Genomic DNA, 22194 nt, shown 5'->3' on the forward strand with positions numbered 1-22194 from the left:
TTTTTTATCATCACACCGTCGGTACGCTACGACGTGTGCATACCGCCTGTTCAATAATTTCTGCAGCCCGTGCTGCCCCTCCGGCGTTTATCAGCTGAGTCTGGAGGGCGGTGATGCGCTGCGTGTACTGCTTATTTTCCAGCAGGTCGAGAAGATGCTGACTGAGCGTGCGGCTCGGCGAAAAACGGCAGGCCTTAAGGCCAATGCCGCTGAAGACCACTCGGGCTGCGACGCCTGGCTGATCAAATGCCAGCGGCACGGCGAGGATAGGCGTGGCGGTGGCGATGGCATCCATAACCGTATTCAGTCCTGCGTGGGTGATGACGGCGCTGGCATCACGTAATACCGCCAGCTGATCGGCAAATCCTACAATTTGCGTTCCCGCACGCGCCAGCCGGGCGGTTTGACTTGCATTTAGTCCGTCGCAGTGGGCAATAAGCAAGGGCACACCAGCCTGTCGACAGGCGCGGGCAATCTTGCGGAACAGTCCATAGCGGTAGCCCTGGATCGTGCCTAATGACGCAAAAACAAACGGCTTCTTTTTGCCGGATGAAATCGTTGATGGCTCGTAGCGTAGCGGGCCTACCGCATGGAAGCAGGCGGGCAAGGTACGTGGGAAATCAAAGCCTGGAATGGTCTGGCTGATTTGCGCCAACGGCGACAGGCATTGATCTGGTCTGCTGCGCGGAGGCAGACCAAACGCCCGGGCATGACGGGCAATTACCCGGCCCTGTCTTGACATCAGCCAGTCATAAACATCCGCGCTGGAGGCGTATAATTTCCGGTAGCGCTCGCTTGTGCCATAGCGAAAAGGCATTACTGGCAGGGGGATGGTGTTATCCCGGTTTACCGGCAGGGCGCAGCAGACAGAGATAAAGGGCAGGTTGAGCGCTTGTGCAACCAGCCCTCCTGCCGGCTCCATCTGATCGACAATCACGGCGTCAATATTGTGCTGTCGGAAGGCGAGGGGCAGTTCACGGCACAGCATATCGGTAACGCTTGCCATACCTGATATCAGGTGAAAAAAACCCGGCTCTTGCATCGCAAACGGCGTCGGGTTACCCACAGCGATAAAGTGCACCTGCGGTTCCGTGAGCAAGGTGCGGGCCTCTTCCTGCTGAAAAAAAGTGACCCGATGGCCACGCACGATAAGGTGTTTTGCCAGTGCTTCCATAGCGTGCATATGGCTGTATAACGGTAGCGTTATTACCGCAAAATGGCTCATTCTGCTTGTCCAGTATTCTGATGGCTACTCAGTCAAGGGGGTTAACGTCGACGCGTGCCGGATGGGCGATATCTTAAAAGCGTAGCGTAAATTTTAATGTTTTTAACATTCCCTTCTGACAACGGCTTCTACCTTAAGGCTGTTAGCCTGGCTATCCTTAAACTGACAGGAATAAAATCGTGGCCGGGGTTGTTTTGCCTGATTATGTGCGATCTGCAATAATGCCCACCCATAAATCTGACCAGAGATAACTATGCAGTACCCGATTAATGAAATGTTCCAGACCCTGCAAGGCGAGGGTTACTTCACCGGCGTTCCCGCTATCTTCATTCGTCTGCAGGGATGCCCGGTGGGTTGTGCCTGGTGTGATACCAAACATACCTGGGAAACGCTGGCGGATCGGGAAGTGTCACTGTTCAGCATTCTGGCCAAAACGAAAGAGAGCGATAAATGGGGCGCAGCAAACCCGGACGATCTGCTGGCGATTATTGGTCGTCAGGGCTGGACGGCGCGCCACATGGTGATCACCGGCGGGGAACCCTGCATTCACGATCTCATGCCGCTAACCACCCTGCTGGAGAGCAACGGCTTTAGCTGCCAGATTGAGACCAGCGGTACGCACGAAGTACGCTGTTCCCACACCACCTGGGTGACGGTATCGCCAAAAGTGAATATGCGCGGCGGTTACGACGTGCTCTCTCAGGCGCTGGAGCGTGCCGATGAGATTAAACACCCGGTAGGCCGTGTGCGTGATATCGAAGCGCTGGATGAACTGCTGGTAACGCTGACTGATGACAAACAGCGGGTGATTGCGCTGCAACCCATCAGCCAGAAAGAAGATGCCACCCGTCTGTGCATTGAGACCTGTATTGCCCGTAACTGGCGTCTGTCGATGCAGACGCATAAATACCTGAATATTGCTTAAAAAAAAGCCCGGTTAAACCGGGCTTTTTTTTACTCGCCGCGATAAACGCAGCCAGCCGTACAAGTCTCTTTGATCATCACTGCGCTCAGCAGGGGCACCAGTGGCTTAATCTCATCCCAGATCCACTTCGCCAGCACTTCGCTGGTTGGATTCTCAAGCCCCGGAATATCATTCAGATAGTAGTGATCGAGGCGGTCATAGGTCGGTTTAAACGCGGCCTTCAACTCAGCAAAATCCATGATCCAACCGGTATGGGGATCGACTTCACCCGTGATCTCCAGGCGCACCATAAAGGAGTGCCCGTGCAGGCGACCACATTTATGGCCTTCCGGGACGTGAGGGAGATGGTGGGCGGCTTCGAAGATGAAATCTTTAAACAGTGTGGTGGACATCATGAACTCTCAAAAATGCGTAAAAAACCGCCGCATAATACCGGAAAGCACCTTTTTTATCATTACCTAAAACGGCCATTCACCCCCGGCTGGCTTTTCGTGGTTATCAAACCCATTTTTATCTTTTATTTTCATACGGTTAATTAATCGTTTTTATCGTTAAGAACGATAGCAAAAACAGGTTAGTCCATTTGGTTATTTATTATTTCCATCCTGTCTTTAATTGTTATGATCCGCGCCGTTAACCTTACACTCTGTTCTGTCTTTCAGATAAAAATTCAGCTTTGCTACTGGAACATAACGACGCATGACAACACAGGCCCCACCTTCAAATTTGCTTCCCCTGAACCCGGAGCAACTGGCACGCCTGCAGGCAGCCACCACTGATTTTTCGCCAACCCAGCTTGCCTGGGTCTCCGGTTATTTCTGGGGAATGCTCAATCAACAGCCGGGTGCTGTGGTGAGTGCTCCGGCTGCGGCCGTTGAGATCCCGGCCATTACGCTTATTTCCGCTTCGCAAACCGGCAATGCTCGTCGCGTGGCGGAAGCCCTGCGGGACGATCTGCTCGCGGCCAAACTGAACGTGAACCTGGTGAACGCCGGGGATTATAAATTTAAGCAAATCGCGTCAGAAAAACTGGTTGTCGTTGTGACCTCGACCCAGGGAGAAGGTGAGCCGCCTGAAGAAGCGGTTGCGCTGCATAAATTCCTGTTCTCGAAAAAAGCGCCAAAACTGTCGGGTACCGCCTTTGCGGTCTTTGGCCTGGGCGACTCCTCCTACGAATTCTTCTGTCAGTCGGGCAAAGATTTTGACAGCAAGCTGGCCGAACTGGGTGGCGAGCGCCTGCTGGATCGCGTTGATACCGACGTTGAATACCAGGCCGCGGCTGCCGAATGGCGTGCGCGCATTGTCGATGTGCTGAAAGCCCGTGTGCCGAAAGAGACCCCTGCGCAGGCCGCCATCACCGCCACTGGCGCGGTAAACGATATTCATACCAGCCCATATACCAAAGAAGCCCCGCTGACGGCGAGCCTCTCGGTTAACCAGAAAATTACCGGTCGCGACTCGGAAAAAGACGTGCGCCATATCGAAATCGATCTGGGTGACTCCGGTCTGCGTTACCAGCCGGGCGATGCCCTTGGTGTCTGGTATCAGAACGATCCGGCGCTGGTGAAAGAGCTGGTGGAGCTGCTGTGGCTGAAAGGTGACGAGCCGGTATCAGTAGACGGCAAAACTCTGCCGCTCTCTGAAGCGCTGCAGTGGCATTTTGAGCTGACCGTGAATACCGCGAACATCGTCGAAAACTACGCCACCCTGACCCGCAGCGAATCCCTGCTGCCGCTGGTGGGTGATAAAGCCAAACTGCAACAGTACGCCGCGACCACGCCAATCGTGGATATGGTGCGTTTTGCGCCAGCCCAGTTGGATGCGAATGCGTTAATCGGCCTGCTGCGCCCGCTGACGCCGCGTCTGTATTCCATCGCCTCTGCCCAGGCCGAGGTGGAAAGCGAAGTCCACGTCACTGTAGGCGTGGTGCGTTACGACATCGAAGGTCGTGCCCGTGCCGGTGGTGCATCCAGCTTCCTGGCGGATCGTGTAGAAGAAGAGGGCGAAGTACGGGTCTTTATCGAGCATAACGACAACTTCCGTCTGCCTGCTAACCCGGAAACCCCGGTGATTATGATTGGCCCGGGCACAGGCATTGCGCCGTTCCGCGCCTTTATGCAGCAGCGCGCCGCCGACGAAGCGCCAGGCAAAAACTGGCTGTTCTTTGGCAACCCGCACTTCACCGAAGATTTCCTCTACCAGGTGGAGTGGCAGCGCTACGTGAAAGAAGGCGTGCTAAGCCGTATCGATCTGGCCTGGTCCCGCGATCAAAAACAAAAAATATACGTACAAGACAAACTGCGCGAACAGGGCGCAGAGCTGTGGCGCTGGATCAATGACGGTGCCCACATTTATGTCTGCGGCGACGCCAATCGTATGGCGAAAGACGTTGAGCAGGCGTTGCTGGAAGTGATTGCTGAATTCGGTGGTATGGATACTGAATCGGCGGATGAATTTTTAAGTGAGCTGCGCGTCGAGCGCCGTTATCAGCGAGATGTCTACTAATGAGCGAAAAACATCCTGGCCCTCTGGTGGTCGAAGGCAAACTGTCTGATGCCGAGCGCATGAAGGTTGAAAGCAACTATCTGCGTGGCACCATTGCCGAAGATTTAAATGACGGTCTGACCGGCGGTTTCAAAGGCGACAACTTCCTGCTGATCCGTTTCCACGGCATGTACCAGCAGGACGATCGCGATATTCGCGCCGAACGTGCTGAACAGAAGCTGGAGCCGCGTCATGCGATGCTGCTGCGCTGCCGTCTGCCGGGTGGCATCATCACCACCAAACAGTGGCAGGCGATCGACAAGTTCGCCCATGACAACACTATTTACGGCAGCATCCGTCTGACCAACCGTCAGACCTTCCAGTTCCACGGCATTCTGAAGAAGAACGTGAAGCCGGTACACCAGATGCTGCACTCCGTTGGGCTGGACGCCTTAGCGACCGCCAACGACATGAACCGTAACGTGCTCTGTACGTCGAACCCGTATGAGTCCGAACTGCATGCCGAAGCTTACGAGTGGGCGAAGAAGATCTCCGAGCATCTGCTGCCGCGTACCCGCGCCTATGCCGAGATCTGGCTGGATCAGGAAAAGGTCGCGACAACTGACGAAGAGCCGATCCTCGGCCAGACCTATCTGCCGCGTAAGTTCAAAACCACGGTGGTGATCCCGCCGCAGAACGATATCGATCTGCATGCCAACGACATGAATTTCGTGGCAATTGCCGAGAACGGCAAGCTGGTGGGCTTTAACCTGCTGGTTGGCGGCGGTCTCTCTATCGAACACGGTAACAAGAACACCTACGCCCGTACCGCGAGCGAGTTTGGTTATCTGCCGCTGGAACACACCCTGGCGGTGGCCGAAGCGGTAGTGACCACCCAGCGCGACTGGGGCAACCGTACCGATCGTAAAAACGCGAAAACCAAATACACGCTGGAGCGCGTGGGCGTTGAGACCTTTAAAGCGGAAGTGGAGCGTCGCGCAGGCATCAAGTTTGAGCCGATCCGCCCGTACGAATTCACCGGTCGCGGCGATCGTATTGGCTGGGTAAAAGGTATCGACGATAAATGGCACCTGACGCTGTTTATTGAAAACGGTCGTATCCTGGATTATCCGGGTCGCCCGCTGAAAACTGGCCTGCTGGAAATTGCGAAGATCCACCAGGGCGAGTTTCGTATCACCGCCAACCAGAACCTGATCATTGCCGGCGTGCCGGAAAGCCAGAAAGCGAAGATCGAGAAGCTGGCGCGGGATCATGCCCTGATGGATGCGGTAAAACCGCAGCGTGAAAACTCGATGGCCTGTGTCTCTTTCCCGACCTGTCCGCTGGCGATGGCCGAAGCCGAGCGCTTCCTGCCGTCGTTCACCGACAAAGTGGAAGCGGTGCTGGAAAAACACGGCATTCCTGACGAGCATATTGTTATGCGCGTCACCGGCTGCCCGAACGGCTGTGGCCGCGCGATGCTGGCGGAGCTGGGTCTGGTGGGCAAAGCCCCTGGGCGTTACAACCTGCATCTGGGCGGGAATCGCAGCGGGACGCGCATTCCACGTATGTATCGCGAGAACATAACGGAATCAGAGATTCTGGTTTCGATCGACGAGTTGGTCGGGCGCTGGGCGAAAGAGCGCGAAGCGGGTGAAGGCTTCGGTGACTTTACGGTGCGTGCGGGCATCATTCGCCCGGTGCTCGATCCCGCAAGGGATTTCTGGGAGTAACTACGAGAGGTAATTATGTCCGTACTCGATCTAAACGCCCTTAACGAGCAGCCAAAAGTCGAGCGCATTCTGGCGCTGGCCGAAACCAATGCTCAGCTGGAAAAGCTGGACGCGGAAGGGCGTGTCGCCTGGGCGCTGGAAAACCTGCCTGGTGAATATGTGCTCTCCTCGAGCTTTGGTATCCAGGCGGCGGTCAGTTTGCATCTGGTGAATAAGATCCGTCCGGACATTCCGGTGATCCTCACCGACACTGGCTACCTGTTCCCGGAAACCTATCAGTTTATTGATGAGCTGACGGACAAGCTCAAGCTGAACCTCAAAGTCTACCGCGCCGAACAGAGCGCTGCCTGGCAGGAAGCACGCTATGGCAAGCTGTGGGAGCAGGGCGTGGAAGGCATTGAGAAATACAATGCGATCAACAAGGTCGAGCCGATGAACCGGGCGCTCTCTGATCTTAACGCAAAAACCTGGTTCGCCGGGTTGCGCCGCGATCAGTCAGGAAGCCGTGCGAGTTTGCCGGTGCTGGCGATCCAGCGCGGCGTGTTCAAAGTGCTGCCGATTATCGACTGGGACAACCGGACCGTTTATCAGTACCTGCAACAGCATGGCCTGAAATACCATCCTCTGTGGGATCAGGGCTATCTGTCGGTTGGTGATACCCACACTACCCGCAAATGGGAGCCGGGCATGGCGGAAGAAGAGACCCGCTTCTTTGGCCTCAAGCGCGAGTGTGGATTGCACGAAGGGTAATTGACGTGTTTCTCTCTAGCCCTTGCTGCCAGGCAAGGGCTTTTTATTGCAAGTTAATAGAAAATAACTTTTCCAAATCACTTTAAATCTCTATTTACAAAAAAAGATTAACATTAAGTGTTAATTATCTCTTCAATTATTATTCGGCAAATTTATTTCTTTTATGAAATGATATTAATTATCTATTTCTGCTATTTGGTGGCTGCGTAATTATATATTTATATTTAGCGCATATGAGATATATCAATAACTGCGCCGAGGTAATACTTAAGATAAAAGCATACTTAATACCTGGTGCAGGGTTGGATGTGACAATATTTAATTACTGGGGTAAAACTGCGGGCGGGGCCACGGATGGTGGTGATGCCTATCATTTATTGTGCTGGCATTCGCTGGATGTCGCGGCCGTAGGATACTGGATGGTAAAAAATAATATTTATCGGCTTGACAGTTATCTACACGAACTGGGTCTGGATAATACCGAGCAGGCCGCGCAATTTTTCGCCTGGCTATTGTGCTGGCACGATATCGGCAAGTTCTCTCACTCCTTTCAGCAATTATTCCGCCACCCCCATTTGTCTTGTCCGAATGAAGCCTCGCGGCATTATGAAAACATTTCCCATGCGACGTTAGGTTATTGGCTCTGGAATCATTATTTAAATGATTATCCTGATTTACTCCCACCCTCCACATTACCTACCCGCAAACTTAAACGCGCTATTGCTATGTGGATGCCGCTGACGACAGGACATCATGGCCGTCCGCCCGAATCTCTTCAGGAAGTGAACAATTTTCGCCAGCAGGATAAAGAAACCGCGCGCGATTTTCTGCTGGCGATAAAGCCGCTGTTCCCTCTGGTTGCGATCCCTGAATACTGGGACGACGACGACGGCATTGAACGGGTGAATCATCTTTCCTGGTTTCTTTCAGCGGCGGCAGTGCTTGCCGACTGGACCGGTTCTTCAACGCGTTATTTCCCGCGTATAGCGGAACAGATGCCTGTTACGCAGTACTGGGAACTGGCGAAAAATAAAGCAAAAGAGGCGGTTTCTGTTTTCCCTCCGTCTGCGGATATTGCCCCATTCTCCGGTATTACGACACTGTTTCCCTTTATTCAACATCCCACGCCGTTACAACAAAAGGCGCTGGAACTGGATGTTAACTGTGACGGCGCTCAGCTATTTATTCTGGAAGATGTCACGGGAGCCGGAAAGACGGAAGCCGCGCTGATTCTGACGCACCGTTTAATGGCGGCAGGAAAAGCGCAGGGGTTTTACTTTGGCTTGCCAACCATGGCAACCGCGAATGCCATGTTTGATCGCATGGCCGCAAGTTGGCTGACATTGTACCAGCCGGATTCCCGCCCCAGTCTGGTGCTGGCGCACAGTGCGCGGGGATTAATGGATCGCTTTAATCAGTCGATCTGGTCAGGTGAGTTAGCTGGCTCAGAAGAGGCGGACGATTCGCAGCCTTTCAGCCAGGGCTGTGCCGCCTGGTTTGCAGATAGCAATAAGAAAGCGCTGCTGGCCGAAGTGGGCGTCGGCACGCTGGATCAGGCCATGATGGCGGTAATGCCGTTTAAGCACAGTAACTTGCGAATGCTGGGGCTCAGTCAGAAGATCCTGCTGGCAGATGAGATCCACGCCTACGATCACTACATGTCCAGGATCCTGGAGGGGTTGATCGAAAAACAGGCTCGTGACGGTAACCCCACCATTTTGCTTTCAGCCACGCTTTCGCAGCAGCAGCGAGAGAGGCTTATCGCGGCGTTTGCGAAAGGCGCAAAGTGTGGCGCTGAAGCCCCGCTATTAGGTTATGACGATTACCCCTGGCTCACTCAGGTGACCCGTTCGGAAGTGGTTTCCTTACATGTGGCAACCCGCAAAGAAGTAGAGCGCAGCGTTAATGTTGGCTGGATGTACGACGAGCAGGCGTGCATTGAACGTATCGGGCACGCGGTGCTTCACGGCAAGTGTATTGCCTGGATACGCAATTCGGTGGATGACGCCATCCGCATTTCTCGCCAGCTTGTTTCTCAGGGCATCGTTGCGCCTGAAAACCTTACCCTCTTTCATAGCCGTTTCGCTTTTTATGATCGCCAGAGAATTGAATCTCAGACGCTCGCTCTCTTTGGTAAGCAAAGCGCAGCTCAACGTCGCGGCAAGGTCATTATCGCGACCCAGGTGATTGAGCAAAGTTTAGACATTGATATGGATGAAATGATCTCCGATCTGGCGCCGGTTGATTTACTGATCCAGCGGGCGGGGCGCCTGCAAAGACACATCCGCGATCGCGATGGGCGAATAAAAACCACCGGTCGGGATGAGCGCGAGAGGCCAGAGTTGTTGATTCTTGCACCTGAATGGGATGACGCACCGCGCGAAAATTGGCTATCCAGCGTCATGGGTAACAGTGCTTACGTCTACCCCGATCATGGTCGCCTGTGGCTGACCCAGCGCGTACTCCGCCAGCAGGGTGAAATTCGCATGCCGCAGTCCGCCAGACGGCTTATTGAAGCGGTATACGGCGAAGACGTTGAGATACCCGAAGGTTTCGCTAAAACGGAACAGTTGCAGGAAGGAAAGTTTTACTGCGATCGGGCATTTGCCAGACAGAACCTTATCAATTTTGCGCCAGGGTATAGCCCTGAAAGCAGCGATTTACTACCGGAAAAACTGACGACGCGGCTGGCTGAAGAGTCCGTCACGCTGTGGCTGGCGAGGATTATCGACGGGCTCGTAATGCCATATGCGACAGGGGAAAACGCCTGGGAGATGAGTGCAGTGCGGGTGCGTCAGGGCTGGTGGGAAAAACATAAAGATGATTTTGAACGGCTGGAGGGCGAGGCATTGCGGGAATGGTGTGTAGAGCAACTTCAGAACAAGGAATATGCCGTGGTGATTGTAGTGTCGGAGGTTGCTGACAGTGGCTATTCGTCGCAGGAAGGATTGATCGGAAAGGCTGGTTAGAGTGCCCGGAGCCAGACGGCTCCGGGGCTTATCCCCGCTGACGCGGGGAACACCATCTCATAACGGCTTATCAGCCTTAATTACTGGTCGATCCCAGTTATGGGAACGGCGGTATTTTAGCAGACATTGCTATGAGGCATGTTTTCTGGGAAATTTTTTCAAATTTATCAGCCTTAATTACCTTTCGTTTCTTAATTTGTGGGAGTATTATCCACATAATTAATGTGGATTAAGGCTTCGGAACTTCTCCACAGGAAGAGGTGCTCTGAAGCCTAATCACGTTTCGCAGCTTGATAATGCTTTTAGAGCTTGGCTGTTATCAATGGAAAGGATCCTGTCATGGATGAAAAACAAACCCTATATAAACGGTTTCTTTGTCGCTTGATGGTTCGGTTAGGCAATAGGCTTTCGGTCAGTTTTCAACTGTCGGTTCGTTAACCCTACAGGAAATACTTTGCGCCATGGATTGGCGCATCAAGTAAAGGAAAAGGTATGTTTCCAATAAATTTACTGACAACGCCCTGGCTTCCTGTGCGCTTTAAAGATGGTTCTATGGGGAAGTTGGCTCCCGTCAATCTGGCGGATGAAAACGTGGTCGATATCGCTGCTACGCGAGCTGATTTACAGGGGGCGGCATGGCAATTTCTACTGGGATTGCTGCAATGCAGTATCGCACCAAAAAATCGCACCCGCTGGGAGGATATTTGGTTTGATGGACTAAGCGCGGATACGCTGCATAGTGCGCTGCAACCACTGGAGCACGCCTTTCAGTTCGGTGCTAATACGCCCTCTTTTATGCAGGATTTTGAGCCGCTAACCGGGGAGAAAGTTTCCATTGCTTCTCTGTTGCCGGAAATTCCCGGTGCGCAGACCACCAAATTTAATAAAGATCATTTTGTTAAACGTGGCGTAACGGAGCGCTTTTGCCCGCACTGTGCTGCGTTGGCGCTATTCTCGCTGCAATTGAATGCCCCATCGGGTGGCAAAGGGTATCGTACCGGTCTGCGCGGCGGTGGGCCGATGACCACGCTTATTGAATTGCAGGAATATCAGGGCAACCGGCAAACGCCGCTGTGGCGCAAGCTGTGGCTGAACGTGATGCCGCAGGATAGTGCCGAAATGCCGTTGCCTGCCTCTTATGATGAGTCCGTTTTCCCTTGGCTTTCCGCCACCCGCACCAGTGAACAGGCCAGCGCTGTCACCACGCCAGAACAGGTGAATTTATTGCAGGCCTACTGGGGGATGCCGCGGCGTATTTGCCTTGATTTCAGCAACCTCCATTCCGGCACTTGTGACCTCTGTGCAACTCAAAGCGATGAGTTACTCAGCGGCATGACGGTAAAAAACTACGGTGTGAACTACGAGGGGTGGCGGCATCCGCTTACGCCTTACCGTCTGCCGCTTAAAGGAGGCAGCGGTCTTTATTCCGTTAAGCCGCAGCCCGGCGGGCTTATCTGGCGTGACTGGCTGGGTCTGAGCCAGGAAGGCGCTTCGGAAAATAACACGGAATACCCGGCGCTGGTGGTTAAAACTATCGGGGCGTGTGACCTCAATGGCGCCAGCATTGGGCTGTGGGGCTTTGGTTATGATTTCGACAATATGAAAGCCCGCTGCTGGTATGAGCATCATTTCCCGTTGCTGTTAACTGAAAATATTATCCCCCATCTGCGTAATGCGGCACAAACGGCGTCGCGTAACCTCAGCTTACTGCGTAGCGCATTAAAAGAAGCCTGGTTTGCCGATGCTAAAGGCGCTCGGGGTGATTTCAGTTTTATCGATATTGATTTCTGGAATCTCACTCAGGAGCGTTTCTTGAGCCTGATTCACGATCTTGAAAACGGCTGGGAGCCGGATGACCGGCTCAGTAAATGGCAAACGGACATCTGGCTGTTTACCCGCCGCTATTTTGATGAACACGTGTTTACCAACCCTCATGAAGGGGTCGATCTCAAACGCATAATGATGGCGCGGAAAAAATATTTCACCAAATCGGCGGAGAAGCAGAGTGCCAAAGCCGCCAAAGCCAAAAAGCAGGAGGCTGCTGAATGAAAATAGTGAAGGACGATCACAGAGTGACGTTACGTCAGTGGCATGCCGGGCTACAGGAAAAGCGCGGTCTGCGTGCCAGCCTGCGACACAGCAAAACGGTAACTGATGCCTGTCTCTCGGAAGGGTTCCGTTCCCTGCTGATGCAAACCCATACGTTATGGAAAATTGACGCTCAGGAGTGGCGTTTTACCGCGCTGGCGATCACGGCTGCACTAGCGGCACACGTTAAATCAATCGATGAGCGACAGACGTTTGCTGCACAGCTGGGCCAGATGACGGGCAATAACCCGGTGATGTCGGAACTGCGTTTTTCCCGCTTATCGGCGGTGAAAACTCCCGACGAACTTTTGCGTCAGTTGCTCCGCGCGGTGCGGTTGCTGAATGGCGCCGTCAACCTGCCATCTCTGGCGGAGGATATTTTCCGCTGGTGCCGGGAAAACGACGAACTGCAAAACCATATTCGTCGTCAGCAACGGCCGACTGAATGTATTCGTGTTCGCTGGGCTATGGAGTACTACCAGGCCGGTGACGCAGGTAACGACAATAACAATGATCAATAAGGATGTTCAAATGACTACTTTTATCCAGCTGCATTTACTGACCGCTTATCCAGCCGCCAACCTGAACCGTGACGATACCGGTGCGCCGAAAACGGTCGTACTCGGCGGTGCAACGCGCTTGCGCGTTTCTTCGCAAAGTCTGAAGCGTGCATGGCGCACTTCCGAGCTGTTTGAACAAGCGCTTGCCGGAAATATCGGTATCCGCAGCGGGCGTATTGCGCGCGAGGCGGCGAAGATCCTGATTGAAAAAGGTATTGATGCGAAAAAAGCGGTCGAATGGGTAGAGGGCATCGCAAACTGCTTCGGCAAAGTAAAAGCAGATAAGAAGGCAAAAGATGTACTCACCAACGCTGAAACTGAGCAACTGGTGCATATCAGCCTGGCAGAGTTCGAGGCGGTAAAAGCGCTGGCTCATCGTCTGGCAGAAGAGAAACGTGCGCCAAAAGAGGAAGAGCTGGCATTGCTGCGCAAGGATCGCATGGCCGTCGATATCGCGATGTTTGGCCGCATGCTGGCCAATAAGCCGGAGTTCAACGTAGAAGCCGCATGCCAGGTGGCCCATGCCTTCGGCGTCAGCGAAACGATCGTGGAAGATGATTTCTTTACCGCTGTGGACGATCTGCGTCAGGCGTCGGCAGAAGATGCCGGGGCAGGGCATCTTGGCGAAACGGGATTCGGCTCGGCGCTGTTTTATACCTACATCTGCATCGACAAAGATCTGCTGGTGAAAAACCTGAACGGAAATGAAGAGTTGGCAAACAAAACCCTGCGCGCTTTCACCGAAGCAGCAGTGAAAGTCTCGCCAACCGGCAAGCAAAACAGCTTTGCCAGCCGCGCCTACGCCTCCTGGGCGATGGCGGAAGCGGGGACGGATCAACCCCGTTCACTGGCGGCAGCATTTTATAATCCGATCAACGGCAGCAATCAGCTTGAAGTGGCCGTCAAACGCATTACCGATCTGCGTGAAAATATGCAAGAAGTCTATGGCGAGCAGAACCAATCCATCCACTTTGATGTTATGCAGCGGCAGGGAAGCATGAAGGACGTCCTGGACTTTATCTGCGCATAAGGGGCGGCCATGAGTCAATATCTGGTTTTTCAGCTACATGGGCCAATGGCTTCGTGGGGTGTCGATGCCCCCGGCGAAGTGCGCCATAGCCATGCGTTACCCTCGCGTTCGGCGCTGCTCGGTTTGCTGGCGGCCGCGCTGGGTATCTGTCGTGATGAAGAGGCGCGTCTGAATGCTTTCAATCAGCATTACGCTTTCGTGCTGTGTGCCAGCAAAGAACCGCGCTGGGCGCGAGATTACCACACGGTGCAGATGCCGAAAGAGGTGCGTAAAGTCCGCTACTTTAGCCGTCGCGAAGAGCTAAGCGATCCTGAACTGCTGAGCGCGCTGATCTCAAGGCGGGACTACTACACCGATGCCTGGTGGATGGTGGGGCTCACACAAACAGCCGATGCGCCTTATACGCTGGAGCAATTGCGGGATGCGTTACAACATCCGGTATTCGCGCTCTATCTGGGACGCAAAAGTCATCCTCTGGCTTTACCGCTTTCGCCACTGTTGCTGAACGGCACCGCGCCGGAGGTGCTCAACGAGGCGTACCACCAGTACCAGGATAAACTCAAGACCCTGAACATCAGGCTGGCAGAACTGCAGCCTCAATGCTGGTGGGAAGGTGAGCATGAGGGTCTGGAAGCCAATAAAGTCCTGCGCCGTCGTGACAGGCCGATAAGCCGCCAACGATGGACGTTTGGTGAGCGTACCGTTAATCAAGGACCCTGGCTGCTCAAGGAGGAATCGTGTTCCTGTCAAAAATAACGCTGTATACCAGCCAGCTTTCGCCGTCTCAGCTATTACAGCTGGTGGATCGCGGTGAATATGTTATGCATCAGTGGCTGTGGGAACTTTTTCCCGGAGGCCAGGAGCGTACGTTTCTTTATCGTCGTGAAGAGTTACAGGGCGCGTTTCGCTTCTTTGTTCTTTCATCAACTCCTCCTGAAAAAAGCCAAATTTTCGACATCGAGCAGCGACCCTTTGCGCCGGTATTAAATGCCGGGCAGGTTCTGCGTTTTAGTCTGCGCGCTAACCCAACGGTGTGTAAGGATGGTAAACGTCACGATCTGTTAATGGAAGCAAAGCGTCAGGTTCGGAGCCAGTGTGAGGAGACGGATATCTGGCAACATCAACAGCAGGCGGCATGCGACTGGCTGGCCCGCCAGGGGACGCTTAACGGTTTTTCATTGCATGAAGTGAATGTAGATGCTTACCGGCAACAGCAGATCGTCCGGGCAAAAGCGCGCCAGATGATCCAGTTCAGCAGCGTGGATTATTCCGGTGTGCTGGTAGTGAACGATCCTGTGCTTTTCCTGCAGCGTTTGACTCAGGGATACGGCAAAAGCCGGGCTTTTGGCTGTGGGTTAATGTTGATCAAACCCGGAGAGCGCGCGTGACATTTGTTCCGCTAAGCCCGATCCCTTTAAAAGATCGCACGTCGATGATCTTTCTCCAGTACGGTCAGGTTGACGTACTGGATGGCGCGTTTGTGTTGATCGATAAAACAGGGATCCGCACACATATTCCGGTTGGGTCAGTTGCCTGCATCATGCTGGAACCAGGGACGCGGGTTTCTCACGCGGCAGTACGCTTAGCCTCTACGGTAGGTACGCTGCTGGTCTGGGTGGGTGAAGCGGGAGTGCGGGTATATTCTTCCGGCCAGCCAGGCGGTGCCCGCGCGGATAAACTGCTGTATCAGGCGAAGCTGGCTTTGGATGATAATTTGCGTCTGAAAGTGGTGCGCAAAATGTATGAGCTCCGCTTTCGTGAACCTCCGCCAGCGCGTCGTTCTGTTGAACAATTACGCGGCATTGAGGGTGCCCGTGTGCGCCAGACCTATGCATTACTGGCGAAACAATATGGCGTGAAGTGGCATGGTCGCAACTATGATCCGAAAGATTGGGAAAAGGGGGATGTAATAAATCAGTGTATTAGCGCTGCAACATCGTGTCTTTATGGGATTACTGAAGCTGCGGTGCTGGCGGCAGGTTATGCGCCTGCAATTGGATTTATCCATAGCGGTAAACCGCTTTCCTTTATTTATGACATTGCCGACATCATAAAATTTGACGTTATCGTACCTAAAGCCTTTGAAATTGCTGCGCGTGTACCTTCTGAACCCGATCGTGAAGTTCGGCTGGCGTGCCGTGATATTTTTCGTAGCAGCAAACTGACTGGAAAACTGATCCCTCTTATTGAAGATGTTCTGGCTGCCGGTGAGATTGAGCCGCCAAAGCCTGCGCCAGATATGTTGCCCCCCGCAATTCCTGAGCCTCAACCGCTGGGGGATAGTGGCTATCGGGGGCGCGGCTGATGAGTATGGTCGTTGTGGTCACAGAAAATGTACCGCCGCGTTTGCGGGGAAGGCTTGCCATCTGGTTATTGGAGATCCGGGCTGGGGTATATGTTGGTGATGTCTCTAAACGCGTGCGGGAGATGATCTGGCAGCAAATCATCCAGTTGGGTGGGGTTGGAAATATCGTTATGGCCTGGGCGACAAACACGGAATCAGGTTTTGAGTTTCAAACCTGGGGGGAAAACAGACGCATGCCGGTAGATTTAGATGGGCTGAGGTTGGTTTCCTTTATTCCTGTTTAAAATCAATAATTTAATAGCTCTTTAATAATGTGGAAATGTTGGATTAAAGTTGGTAGGTTGTTGTTTGCTGAAAATTTCCATTAAAAACAGAAAGATAAGATTAGTGTGTTCCCCGCGTCAGCGGGGATAAACCGCCGAATAGAGTTGGAGCTCCATGTTGGTATAAGTGTTCCCCGCGTCAGCGGGGATAAACCGTCCGTTGAGCACTGGCGGGGCTGTGTAGAGTGGTGTTCCCCGCGTCAGCGGGGATAAACCGCGACGGCGGCGGGTGTAAATGTTTTTGAGCGTGTGTTCCCCGCGTCAGCGGGGATAAACCGATAGTTTTGCTTCCTGTTAAGGGTTTCCACACGTGTTCCCCGCGTCAGCGGGGATAAACCGCCGCAGCCGTCGCCAGCAGAGCAGAAAATCAAGTGTTCCCCGCGTCAGCGGGGATAAACCGGGAATCAAGGGCGCAGCCGGAACGCTGGGAGGGTGTTCCCCGCGTCAGCGGGGATAAACCGCAGTACATCAGTCACAAAGAGATTGCGGCCTGGTGTTCCCCGCGTCAGCGGGGATAAACCGGGAGGCTGTAGACGTGCTGGCACGCCACAGCCGTGTTCCCCGCGTCAGCGGGGATAAACCGCGCATGACAACTATCGAACTGAACGACCTGCTGTGTTCCCCGCGTCAGCGGGGATAAACCGCAAATTCTGGGGATCGCATGACCGGGCCACTAGTGTTCCCCGCGTCAGCGGGGATAAACCGTTTTGAGTATTCGGGTCAGCATTATGGTGCTGGTGTTCCCCGCGTCAGCGGGGATAAACCGAGTTGGTTTTTAGAGATAGCGTGCTGTTTAGCGTGTTCCCCGCGTCAGCGGGGATAAACCGCAACCACTCTCCGTCAACCTGATCGCCGCTTTGTGTTCCCCGCGTCAGCGGGGATAAACCGTCCTACGCTCCTCTAGCCCCTCAGCTTATATTGTGTTCCCCGCGTCAGCGGGGATAAACCGAATTTCGAGCTGGCGCGCCTGATAAGTCGTCAGTGTTCCCCGCGTCAGCGGGGATAAACCGGCTGAGGCGTTACTTTCTGTACCACAACTGCCGTGTTCCCCGCGTCAGCGGGGATAAACCGCGTTCTGCTGGCCTGGGCGGCAGAAGTTGGCCGTGTTCCCCGCGTCAGCGGGGATAAACCGCTGGTGGTCCAGGAGGCGCAGGAAACGGGTAAGTGTTCCCCGCGTCAGCGGGGATAAACCGGCAACCCGGCTGAGGGAGATTCTGAACCAGCAGTGTTCCCCGCGTCAGCGGGGATAAACCGAGGGATTTATTACTGAGCGATCAACGCCTTGTGTGTTCCCCGCGTCAGCGGGGATAAACCGGCTGTAGCTGATGTTATCCTTGCACCGGCAAAGTGTTCCCCGCGTCAGCGGGGATAAACCGAACGAGCAAGATATTTTAGAAATCCTCCGCATGTGTTCCCCGCGTCAGCGGGGATAAACCGGAAGCTGGAAGCCGAGACGATCATGGCCGAGCGTGTTCCCCGCGTCAGCGGGGATAAACCGCTACGGCGAAGTTTGCAAATGCTGGCGATAAAGTGTTCCCCGCGTCAGCGGGGATAAACCGGCAACAATTATCACGACGGCGTTTGAGCAGTGGTGTTCCCCGCGTCAGCGGGGATAAACCGAAAGTGTGCCCGAGGGAATTGACCCGGGCTGGGTGTTCCCCGCGTCAGCGGGGATAAACCGACTGCCGCCGCTACGAGCTGCACCGGCTCAATGTGTTCCCCGCGTCAGCGGGGATAAACCGAGTTGCAGCGCCAGCTCGCCTCCGGGCGTCTTGTGTTCCCCGCGTCAGCGGGGATAAACCGTCATTCAGCGGGAGAACCGACCCGCAGACCATGTGTTCCCTGCGTCAGCGGGGATAAACCGGCCGCTGATGGATTGCCGGACGCCAGGCCAGCGTGTTCCCCGCGTCAGCGGGGATAAACCGATACCTGGCAGGAAATCGCACTTGCCGCCCTGCGTGTTCCCCGCGTCAGCGGGGATAAACCGCCGGTAAATCCGGCTTTTTTTGTGCCCGCGTCGTGTTCCCCGCGTCAGCGGGGATAAACCGAAAATGCGCACCTTTTCGAAATCCACGAATTCGTGTTCCCCGCGTCAGCGGGGATAAACCGTAGGATAGTGTAGCGCGGCCTGATACAACGTAGTCTTCCCCGCCTTAGCGCGGATAACCCACAAATCTTACTCCGTATAAAAATAAACAGAAAAATGCCCACGCACCGTTTGGGTGATGCACTTTATCAGGCTTTTTTCCCCGCTTTCGCCAGTTCCTTCACCAGTGGCAGCATAATGCGCACCACGTCCCGGCTGCGGTGTTCAATCCGTTGTGGGAGGGCCTCGTCGATATGCTGCAGATTATCCAGCCTGACGTTATGCCAGCTCGATCCCTGTGGGAAGGCTTTTGATTTTGCCCGCTGCTGATAACCGTCTTTCTTACCCAATGACCAGTTAGTGGCCTCAACATACAGCACCGGGATCCCGGCTTTATCGAAAACTTCACCGTCATTACAGCATCCGGTGCCTTTCGGGTACGCGGCGTTACCTCCCGGGTTGGTCGCGGCAAAAATCCCGTGGGCGCGCGCAATAGCCAGCGCGCGATCACGGGTTAATTTACGCACCGGGGCAGGGGTGGTTTTTCCGCTGTTAAAATAGAGCTTATCGCCCACGATTAAGTTATCGAGGTTAATCACCAGCAGGGTATTTTTCTTCTCGGCCTGGCTCATGCGGTTGAGTACGTTCTCGGCGCCGAGGCGTCCCTCTTCTTCGCCGCTGGTGGCGATAAAGCGGATGCTGTACTGCGTTTGAATATCTTTCAGCTTATCGGCCAGCTCCAGCATCACCCCGACACCCGCAGCATTATCATCGATGCCCTGTAATGTCAGGCCGCCGAGATTGTTATCGGCATCGCTGTCGCTCATCGGCGCATACGTATCCAGATGCGCCAGGATAATAATTTGTTGTTCGGCTTTACCTTCATGGGCAGCAATCACGGTGCTGCCAGTCACGTTGTGCCAGTTTTTGCTCTGGTTACGTGAGGTATAGATATAGCGGCTTTGGAAGGTTCGGATATCGCTCTGGTAACCCATTTCAGCGAACTGCTGTCGCACATAGTCAGCGGAGAGCATTTCGGCGGGGGTGCCGGTCATACGGCCCGGGAAAAAGGTGGCAATATGACGCGCCTGCATCGCGGCGATCTCACCCAGAGGGGGCGTTTTAGCCTGAACCGTTCCGATCAAGCAAACGCCGAGCGCCAAAGCAGCGATACGGTGGCGCATTGCGGAAAACATAGTGAGTCCTTAAAAAATCGAGCAAAATTTTAACGCGCTTAGTATGAAACTGTGATCGCGCTTACACAATTTGAATTGCTCTTAAATGCCCGTAATTACGCGTGTTAAGCACTTTTTGATATTTGCTTTTCCAGAGCGTTATTCCATTGAGTAACTACTCATTCCAATTCGTAATTTCATTCGTTCTGAGCAGCCCCCTATAGTCCCACTATTCCAGGTTGTTAGCGAGTTGTAGCATTGTGGATTACCTTCCTTTATTTGCTGCCGTAAAAGACCGTCCGGTACTGGTGATCGGCACGGGCGAAATCGCCGAGCGCAAAATTGCCTTTTTATACCGGGCAGGCGCGCGCGTGCAGGTCGTTGCTGAAGCGGACTTTGATGAAGCGCAAATCGACAATGTGGTGCTGGTGATTGCCGCAACCGAAAACCGGGCGCTCAACCAGCGCATCTCTGATGCCGCCCACGCCCGTCACCGTCTGGTGAACGTGGTGGACGATCAGCCGCTGTGCTCCTTTATCTTCCCGTCGATTGTCGATCGCTCGCCGCTGCTGGTGGCAATCTCCTCCGGCGGCACAGCCCCCGTGCTGGCGCGCGTATTGCGTGAAAAAATTGAAGCACTGCTGCCAACCAGCCTGGGCCGGATGGCAGAAAAAGCCGGCTTCTGGCGTAACCATCTGAAAACCCGCCTGACCAGCGTGGCGGAACGCCGTCGCTTCTGGGAGCGCGTGTTTCGCGGCCGCTTTGCCAGCCTGATGCAGGCGGGTAATGAGACGGCGGCACAGAAAATCCTTGAAGACGAACTGGATAACCCGGGCAGCACCTGTGGCGAGATTATTCTCGTCGGGGCGGGGCCAGGGGATGCCGGATTACTGACGCTGCGTGGCTTGCAGGTACTCCAGGATGCGGATGTGGTGTTCTATGACCATCTGGTGACAGATGGCATACGTGAGCTGATTCGTCGTGACGCCGAGCAGATCTGCGTTGGCAAACGTGCGGGCCAGCACGCTGTGCCGCAGCATGAAACCAATCAGATGTTGATTGACGCGGCGAAAGCAGGTAAGACCGTGGTGCGTCTCAAAGGAGGCGATCCGTTTATCTTTGGCCGCGGCGGCGAAGAGCTACAGGCGGCAGCCGAAGCGGGCGTGCCGTTCCAGGTCGTACCAGGCATCACGGCGGCCTCCGCAGTGACGGCCTATGCCGGTATTCCGCTGACGCACCGGGATTATGCTCAGAGCGTCACCTTTGTCACCGGCCACTACAAGGCCGACAGTACACCGTTCGACTGGACGCATCTGGCGCAAAGCCGTCAGACGCTGGCGATCTACATGGGCACCATGAAGGCAGCGGAAATCAGTGAACAACTTATTCGCCACGGGCGCGATGCAAATACGCCTGTGGCGGTGATATCTCGCGGCACGCGCGTCGATCAGCACGTGGTGACCGGCACATTACAACACCTTGCAACCCTGGCGAAAGACGCCCCGATGCCCGCCCTGATTGTGGTGGGAGAGGTGGTGCAGCTGCACAGCACGCTCGCCTGGTTTCAACACACTACCGACACAGAAGGCTTTGGTTCTTCTGTAGTGACTTTGGCTTAAGGAACGGTTATGGACCAAAAACGACTGACTCACCTGCGGCAACTCGAAGCGGAAAGTATTCATATTATCCGTGAAGTGGCCGCCGAGTTCGCTAATCCGGTAATGATGTACTCCATCGGGAAAGACTCCAGCGTGATGCTCCACCTGGCGCGTAAAGCCTTCTACCCGGGCACGCTGCCATTCCCGCTGCTGCACGTGGATACGGGCTGGAAATTCCGCGAGATGTATGAGTTCCGTGACCGCACTGCCAAAGCCTACGGCTGTGAACTGCTGGTACATAAAAACCCGGAAGGGGTGGCGATGGGCATTAACCCGTTCGTGCACGGCAGCGGGAAACACACCGACATCATGAAGACCGAAGGGTTGAAGCAGGCGCTGAACAAATACGGCTTTGATGCCGCCTTTGGTGGCGCCCGCCGTGATGAAGAGAAATCTCGTGCCAAGGAGCGTATCTACTCCTTCCGCGACCGCTTCCATCGCTGGGATCCGAAGAACCAGCGCCCGGAGCTGTGGCACAACTACAATGGCCAGATTAACAAAGGCGAAAGCATCCGCGTCTTCCCGCTCTCCAACTGGACCGAGCTGGATATCTGGCAGTACATCTATCTGGAAAATATCGAGATTGTGCCTATGTACCTGGCGGCGGAACGTCCGGTGCTGGAGCGCGACGGTATGCTGATGATGGTGGATGACGATCGTATCGATCTGCAGCCTGGCGAAGTGATCAAAAAGCAGATGGTGCGCTTCCGTACCCTCGGCTGCTGGCCGCTGACCGGCGCGGTGGAATCCAGCGCGCAGACGCTGCCAGAGATCATTGAAGAGATGCTGGTGTCGACCACCAGCGAGCGACAAGGGCGCGTGATTGACCGCGACCAGGCAGGCTCGATGGAGCTGAAGAAACGTCAGGGTTATTTCTAAGGAG

The 22194-nt window shown here is 54.4% G+C and carries 17 protein-coding genes and 1 CRISPR repeat array; of the genes, 14 read left to right on the forward strand and 3 right to left on the reverse strand.

All coding sequences use genetic code 11. The annotated features are described in order from the left end of the window. Positions 1 to 10: 10 nt before the first annotated feature. Positions 11 to 1225, reverse strand: coding sequence for a glycosyltransferase (locus C3F35_RS16440; protein ID WP_103792567.1), 1215 nt, complete (start codon positions 1223 to 1225; stop codon positions 11 to 13). Positions 1226 to 1478: 253 nt separating this feature from the next. On the opposite strand from C3F35_RS16440, the gene queE reads away from it, so the two are divergent. After that, positions 1479 to 2150 (forward strand): 7-carboxy-7-deazaguanine synthase QueE, encoded by a 672-nt coding sequence (gene queE, locus C3F35_RS16445; RefSeq protein WP_103792566.1) that lies wholly within the window; start codon positions 1479 to 1481, stop codon positions 2148 to 2150. Positions 2151 to 2179: 29 nt separating this feature from the next. On the opposite strand, the gene queD is transcribed toward queE, so the two are convergent. After that, positions 2180 to 2545, reverse strand: a complete 366-nt coding sequence (queD, locus tag C3F35_RS16450) for a 6-carboxytetrahydropterin synthase QueD (protein WP_164530011.1) — start codon at positions 2543 to 2545, stop codon at positions 2180 to 2182. Between the two features lie 304 nt (positions 2546 to 2849). On the opposite strand from queD, the gene cysJ reads away from it, so the two are divergent. From cysJ to cas2e, 11 genes are all read left to right on the forward strand, one after another. Continuing rightward, positions 2850 to 4655, forward strand: a complete 1806-nt coding sequence (gene cysJ / locus C3F35_RS16455; protein WP_032613663.1) for an NADPH-dependent assimilatory sulfite reductase flavoprotein subunit — start codon at positions 2850 to 2852, stop codon at positions 4653 to 4655. Further along, positions 4655 to 6367 (forward strand): assimilatory sulfite reductase (NADPH) hemoprotein subunit, encoded by a 1713-nt coding sequence (gene cysI / locus C3F35_RS16460; RefSeq protein WP_032613661.1) that lies wholly within the window; start codon positions 4655 to 4657, stop codon positions 6365 to 6367. Before cysJ ends, cysI begins: the two co-directional genes overlap by 1 nt. Before the next feature lie 15 nt (positions 6368 to 6382). Further along, positions 6383 to 7117, forward strand: a complete 735-nt coding sequence (gene cysH / locus C3F35_RS16465) for a phosphoadenosine phosphosulfate reductase (RefSeq protein ID WP_032613658.1) — start codon at positions 6383 to 6385, stop codon at positions 7115 to 7117. A 308-nt stretch (positions 7118 to 7425) separates the two neighbouring features. Continuing rightward, a complete protein-coding gene (locus C3F35_RS16470) occupies positions 7426 to 10086 on the forward strand; it encodes a CRISPR-associated helicase/endonuclease Cas3 (protein ID WP_103792631.1) in 2661 nt (886 codons plus the stop codon). Positions 10087 to 10578: 492 nt separating this feature from the next. Then, positions 10579 to 12135 carry a type I-E CRISPR-associated protein Cse1/CasA gene (gene casA, locus C3F35_RS16475; RefSeq protein WP_103792565.1) on the forward strand — a complete coding sequence of 519 codons (1557 nt, stop codon included), beginning with the start codon at positions 10579 to 10581 and terminating at the stop codon, positions 12133 to 12135. Further along, positions 12132 to 12695 carry a type I-E CRISPR-associated protein Cse2/CasB gene (casB, locus tag C3F35_RS16480; protein WP_103792564.1) on the forward strand — a complete coding sequence of 188 codons (564 nt, stop codon included), beginning with the start codon at positions 12132 to 12134 and terminating at the stop codon, positions 12693 to 12695. Before casA ends, casB begins: the two co-directional genes overlap by 4 nt. Before the next feature lie 10 nt (positions 12696 to 12705). Then, on the forward strand, positions 12706 to 13764 hold the full coding sequence (gene cas7e, locus C3F35_RS16485; RefSeq protein WP_103792563.1) for a type I-E CRISPR-associated protein Cas7/Cse4/CasC: 1059 nt from the start codon (positions 12706 to 12708) through the stop codon (positions 13762 to 13764). Positions 13765 to 13773: 9 nt separating this feature from the next. After that, positions 13774 to 14520, forward strand: a complete 747-nt coding sequence (gene cas5e, locus C3F35_RS16490; RefSeq protein ID WP_103792562.1) for a type I-E CRISPR-associated protein Cas5/CasD — start codon at positions 13774 to 13776, stop codon at positions 14518 to 14520. Beyond that, positions 14502 to 15152, forward strand: a complete 651-nt coding sequence (cas6e, locus tag C3F35_RS16495; protein WP_103792561.1) for a type I-E CRISPR-associated protein Cas6/Cse3/CasE — start codon at positions 14502 to 14504, stop codon at positions 15150 to 15152. The genes cas5e and cas6e overlap by 19 nt, the downstream gene beginning before the upstream one ends. Beyond that, on the forward strand, positions 15149 to 16069 hold the full coding sequence (cas1e, locus tag C3F35_RS16500; protein ID WP_077227383.1) for a type I-E CRISPR-associated endonuclease Cas1e: 921 nt from the start codon (positions 15149 to 15151) through the stop codon (positions 16067 to 16069). Before cas6e ends, cas1e begins: the two co-directional genes overlap by 4 nt. Continuing rightward, positions 16069 to 16353, forward strand: a complete 285-nt coding sequence (cas2e, locus tag C3F35_RS16505; RefSeq protein ID WP_077227382.1) for a type I-E CRISPR-associated endoribonuclease Cas2e — start codon at positions 16069 to 16071, stop codon at positions 16351 to 16353. The genes cas1e and cas2e overlap by 1 nt, the downstream gene beginning before the upstream one ends. A 105-nt stretch (positions 16354 to 16458) precedes the next feature. After that, positions 16459 to 18501: a CRISPR direct-repeat array (repeat unit 29 nt; unit sequence GTGTTCCCCGCGTCAGCGGGGATAAACCG). Positions 18502 to 18627: 126 nt separating this feature from the next. Here cas2e and C3F35_RS16510 read toward each other — a convergent pair. Continuing rightward, positions 18628 to 19674: an aminopeptidase gene (locus C3F35_RS16510; protein ID WP_032613649.1), complete on the reverse strand. Its 1047-nt coding sequence runs from the start codon at positions 19672 to 19674 to the stop codon at positions 18628 to 18630. Positions 19675 to 19913: 239 nt separating this feature from the next. Here C3F35_RS16510 and cysG point away from each other — a divergent pair, with 239 nt between their 5' ends. Continuing rightward, positions 19914 to 21272 carry a siroheme synthase CysG gene (cysG, locus tag C3F35_RS16515; RefSeq protein ID WP_103792560.1) on the forward strand — a complete coding sequence of 453 codons (1359 nt, stop codon included), beginning with the start codon at positions 19914 to 19916 and terminating at the stop codon, positions 21270 to 21272. Between the two features lie 9 nt (positions 21273 to 21281). Beyond that, entirely contained in the window at positions 21282 to 22190 is a 909-nt protein-coding gene (cysD, locus tag C3F35_RS16520; protein ID WP_103792559.1) for a sulfate adenylyltransferase subunit CysD, read from the forward strand. Positions 22191 to 22194: the final 4 nt, after the last annotated feature.

It is taken from the genome of Leclercia sp. LSNIH3 (assembly GCF_002935105.1).
GTDB lineage: Bacteria > Pseudomonadota > Gammaproteobacteria > Enterobacterales > Enterobacteriaceae > Enterobacter > Enterobacter adecarboxylatus.

What these genes read in the sequence shown, in the direction of transcription:
- C3F35_RS16440 (WP_103792567.1), bottom strand. Translation starts at nt 1,225, where the DNA reads ATGAGCCATTTTGCGGTAATAACGCTACCGTTATACAGCCATATGCAC.
- queE (WP_103792566.1), top strand. Translation starts at nt 1,479, where the DNA reads ATGCAGTACCCGATTAATGAAATGTTCCAGACCCTGCAAGGCGAGGGT.
- queD (WP_164530011.1), bottom strand. Translation starts at nt 2,545, where the DNA reads ATGATGTCCACCACACTGTTTAAAGATTTCATCTTCGAAGCCGCCCAC.
- cysJ (WP_032613663.1), top strand. Translation starts at nt 2,850, where the DNA reads ATGACAACACAGGCCCCACCTTCAAATTTGCTTCCCCTGAACCCGGAG.
- cysI (WP_032613661.1), top strand. Translation starts at nt 4,655, where the DNA reads ATGAGCGAAAAACATCCTGGCCCTCTGGTGGTCGAAGGCAAACTGTCT.
- cysH (WP_032613658.1), top strand. Translation starts at nt 6,383, where the DNA reads ATGTCCGTACTCGATCTAAACGCCCTTAACGAGCAGCCAAAAGTCGAG.
- casA (WP_103792565.1), top strand. Translation starts at nt 10,579, where the DNA reads ATGTTTCCAATAAATTTACTGACAACGCCCTGGCTTCCTGTGCGCTTT.
- casB (WP_103792564.1), top strand. Translation starts at nt 12,132, where the DNA reads ATGAAAATAGTGAAGGACGATCACAGAGTGACGTTACGTCAGTGGCAT.
- cas7e (WP_103792563.1), top strand. Translation starts at nt 12,706, where the DNA reads ATGACTACTTTTATCCAGCTGCATTTACTGACCGCTTATCCAGCCGCC.
- cas5e (WP_103792562.1), top strand. Translation starts at nt 13,774, where the DNA reads ATGAGTCAATATCTGGTTTTTCAGCTACATGGGCCAATGGCTTCGTGG.
- cas2e (WP_077227382.1), top strand. Translation starts at nt 16,069, where the DNA reads ATGAGTATGGTCGTTGTGGTCACAGAAAATGTACCGCCGCGTTTGCGG.
- C3F35_RS16510 (WP_032613649.1), bottom strand. Translation starts at nt 19,674, where the DNA reads ATGTTTTCCGCAATGCGCCACCGTATCGCTGCTTTGGCGCTCGGCGTT.
- cysD (WP_103792559.1), top strand. Translation starts at nt 21,282, where the DNA reads ATGGACCAAAAACGACTGACTCACCTGCGGCAACTCGAAGCGGAAAGT.